The following is a 3,119-nucleotide window of genomic DNA, read 5'->3' as shown; positions in this document are numbered from 1 at the left end:
TCGGTGAGGAGCGGGTCGCGCTGCATGGCGCGGGTGATGAGGCTCAGGATCAGGTTCATGCGTTCGAGCGGGGTGTGGCCGGGCGGGATCTTGCCCTTGCTGTCGATGCGTGCGAATTCCCGGCCGAGCGCGGACACCAGCAGGTGCACCTTGGACGGGAAGTACCGGTAGAGGGTTCCGACCGCGACGTCGGCGCGCTCGGCGACCGCGCGCATCTGGACGGCCTCGTATCCCCCCTTGGAGGCGAGCGCCAGGGTCGCGTCGAGTATCCGCTTGCGGCGTTCTTTCTGGGCGTTGGAACTGAGGTCGTCCTCGGTGAGGGCGGACAGTGTTCCACTTCCGGTCGAACGCGAGCTGGGCGGTATCGTCATGGACTTTTTCCTCACACCTTGACTCTGAACCGGTGTCATATTAGAACACGTTCTAGACGTTGATGTCATTTTCGAAAGGCGGAGATCCGCTGTGAGTATCGCCACCACCGAGGAGCAGCGGGCTGTCCAGGCCTCCGTGCGTGCTTGGGCGCGCTCCGCGTCTCCGATAGACAAGTTACGCCACCAGCCAGCGGAAATGTGGCAGCAGGGTTGGGGTTCGCTCGCCGAATTGGGCCTGTTCGGGGTGGCCGTTCCCGAATGCGCGGGCGGGCTCGGCGCCACCACGGTGGATCTGGCCGTGATGCTCGAGCAGGCCGCGAACGAATTGGCACCGGGACCGGTTCTCACGACCGCGCTCGCCGCGCTCGTGTTCGGTTCCGGAGGCGACTCCGCCGCCAAGACGGCCGCCCTGCTGAGCGAGGGCACGGTGCCCGTGGCCGCCGCGCTCGATCTCGCGGTCGACGCGACCGACGCCACCGACGGCCTGACCCTCGGCGGCGACGCCGGACCCGCGATCGCCGCGGAACCCGGGGTGGCGGTCCTTGTCCGCCTCGCCGGTGCCGGCGACGAGGAGCGCTGGGCGCTCGTCGACGCCGACAGCCCCGGCCTGCATCTCGAACCCCTCGACACCCTCGACAAGTCCCGCGCGCTGGCGAGAGTGCGGCTCGACTCGGTCGCGGTCACCGCCGACCGTGTCGTGACCGTACGTTCCGGTCTGGTCCGGGACCTGGCCGCGACACTCGCCGCCGCCGAACTCGCCGGCATCGCCGGCTGGGCGCTGACCACCGCGGTCGAGTACGCGAAGATCCGCGAACAGTTCGGGCAGCCGATCGGTGCGTTCCAGGCGGTCAAGCACCTGTGCGCCGAGATGTTGTGCCGCACCGAGAAGATCCGTGCCACCGCATGGGACGCGGCCTCCGCCGCCGACGCCGCGCCGGACGAACTGCCCATCGCCGCGGCCGTCGCGGCCGCCGTCTCGCTCGACGCCGCGGTGCAGACCGCCAAGGACGCCATCCAGGTGCTCGGCGGCATCGGGTTCACGTGGGAGCACGACGCCCATCTGTATCTGCGTCGCGCCGTCGCCACCCGCCAGCTGCTCGGTGGGTCCACGTGGTGGCGTGCGCGGGTCACCGCGCTGACCCGCGCGGGCGTCCGCCGTCACCTCGGCATCGACCTGTCGGAGTTCGACGACGAGCGCGCCCGCATCCGCGCCGAGATCGCCGAGTTCGCCGGTCTTCCGGAACCGGAGCGGCGCAACGCATTTGCCGAATCCGGTTACCTCGCACCGCACTGGCCCGCCCCGTACGGCCGGGGCGCCCGCGCCGCCGAGCAGATTCTCATCGACGAGGAGCTCGCCGCGGCCGGCGTGGAGCGGCCCGATCTGGTGATCGGCTGGTGGGCGGTGCCCACGATCCTCGAGCACGGAACCCCCGAGCAGATCGAGCGATTCGCGATGCCGACGCTGCGCGGCGACATCGTCTGGTGCCAGCTCTTCTCCGAGCCCGGCGCCGGTTCCGATCTCGCGGCGCTGCGCACGACCGCGGAGAAGGTCGACGGCGGCTGGAAGCTGCAGGGGCAGAAGGTGTGGACGTCGCTCGCCCAGGTCGCGGACTGGGCGATCTGCCTGGCCCGCACCGACCGCGACGCACCGAAACACAAGGGCATCACCTACTTCCTGGTGGACATGAAGTCCGCGGGCATCACCGTCTCGCCGCTGCGCGAGATCACCGGCGACGCACTGTTCAACGAGGTCTTCCTCGACGGCGTGTTCGTTCCCGACGACTGCGTGGTCGGTGCGCTCGGCGGCGGCTGGAAACTGGCGCGCACAACCCTCGCGAACGAGCGGGTCGCGATGGGCAGCAAGTCGTCGCTCGGCAAGGCCATCGAGGATCTGATCGAGCTGTCCAGCCCCGGCGACCCGGTTGCCGAGGATCGCATCGCCACCCAGATCTGCGAGGCGATGGCGGGTTCGCTGCTCGACCTGCGCACGACCCTCGCGCAGCTCGGCGGTCAGGATCCGGGTCCGGCGTCGAGCGTGCGCAAGCTCATCGGTGTGCGGCAGCGGCAGGACACCTCCGAGCTGGCGATGGACCTGGCGGGGGAGGCCGGGTGGGTCGAGGGTCCGCTCAGCCGCGAATTCCTCAACACGCGCTGCCTGACCATCGCCGGCGGCACCGAACAGATCCTCCTCAGCCTGGCCGCCGAACGTCTGCTGGGGCTGCCCCGGTGACCGGGACTTGCACTGCTCGGACCCGCTCAGCGGTGCTACAACGTGGCACACGTTCTAATCGAAGGTGGAATTGTGGACTTCGCACGTGACGAGACGCAGGAGGCGGTGGCGGAAGTCGCCGTCGACCTGCTCGCCCGCGACCTGACCGCAGACGACCTGTGGTCCGCGCTCGCCGGCGCCGATCTGCTCGCGCTGGCCCTACCCGAACGCCACGGCGGCGCCGGACTCGGTGTCGGTGAGGTCGCGACGGTACTGACCGAGATCGGCCGCAAGGCCGCACCGGTCCCGGCCCTGGCCACGCTCGGCTTCGGGGTACTGCCCGTCGTCGCGCTGGCCACCGACGAGCAGCAGGACGCGCTGCTCGCCGACGTCCCGGGCGGGGCCGTGCTCACCGCGGCACTGTCCGAGCAGGGCCGGCCGTTCCCGGCCGCGCCGGCCGCGACCGCGGTGCCCGTGGACGGCGGCCACGCGGTCACCGGCTACTTCGTCGCGGTCCCGTATGCCGCGACCGCGCGGCA

The 3,119-nt window shown here is 70.6% G+C and carries 2 protein-coding genes and 1 pseudogene; 2 read left to right on the top strand and 1 reads right to left on the bottom strand.

All coding sequences use genetic code 11. From position 1 onward, the window contains the following. Positions 1-371, bottom strand: a 371-nt coding sequence (locus I0Q12_RS32490) for a TetR family transcriptional regulator (protein WP_374068674.1), incomplete at its 3' end; no start/stop codon positions are given. 91 nt (positions 372-462) lie between these two features. On the opposite strand from I0Q12_RS32490, the gene I0Q12_RS09425 reads away from it, so the two are divergent. Further along, a complete protein-coding gene (locus I0Q12_RS09425; RefSeq protein ID WP_197251675.1) occupies positions 463-2,601 on the top strand; it encodes an acyl-CoA dehydrogenase in 2,139 nt (712 codons plus the stop codon). Positions 2,602-2,673: 72 nt separating this feature from the next. After that, a pseudogene (locus I0Q12_RS32485) lies at positions 2,674-3,119 on the top strand (acyl-CoA dehydrogenase family protein); the annotation flags it as partial.

Origin of the sequence: Rhodococcus sp. CX (assembly GCF_015865005.1) — a bacterium.
Taxonomy (GTDB): domain Bacteria; phylum Actinomycetota; class Actinomycetes; order Mycobacteriales; family Mycobacteriaceae; genus Rhodococcus.
This window is presented reverse-complemented; position numbering and strand designations above follow the sequence as displayed.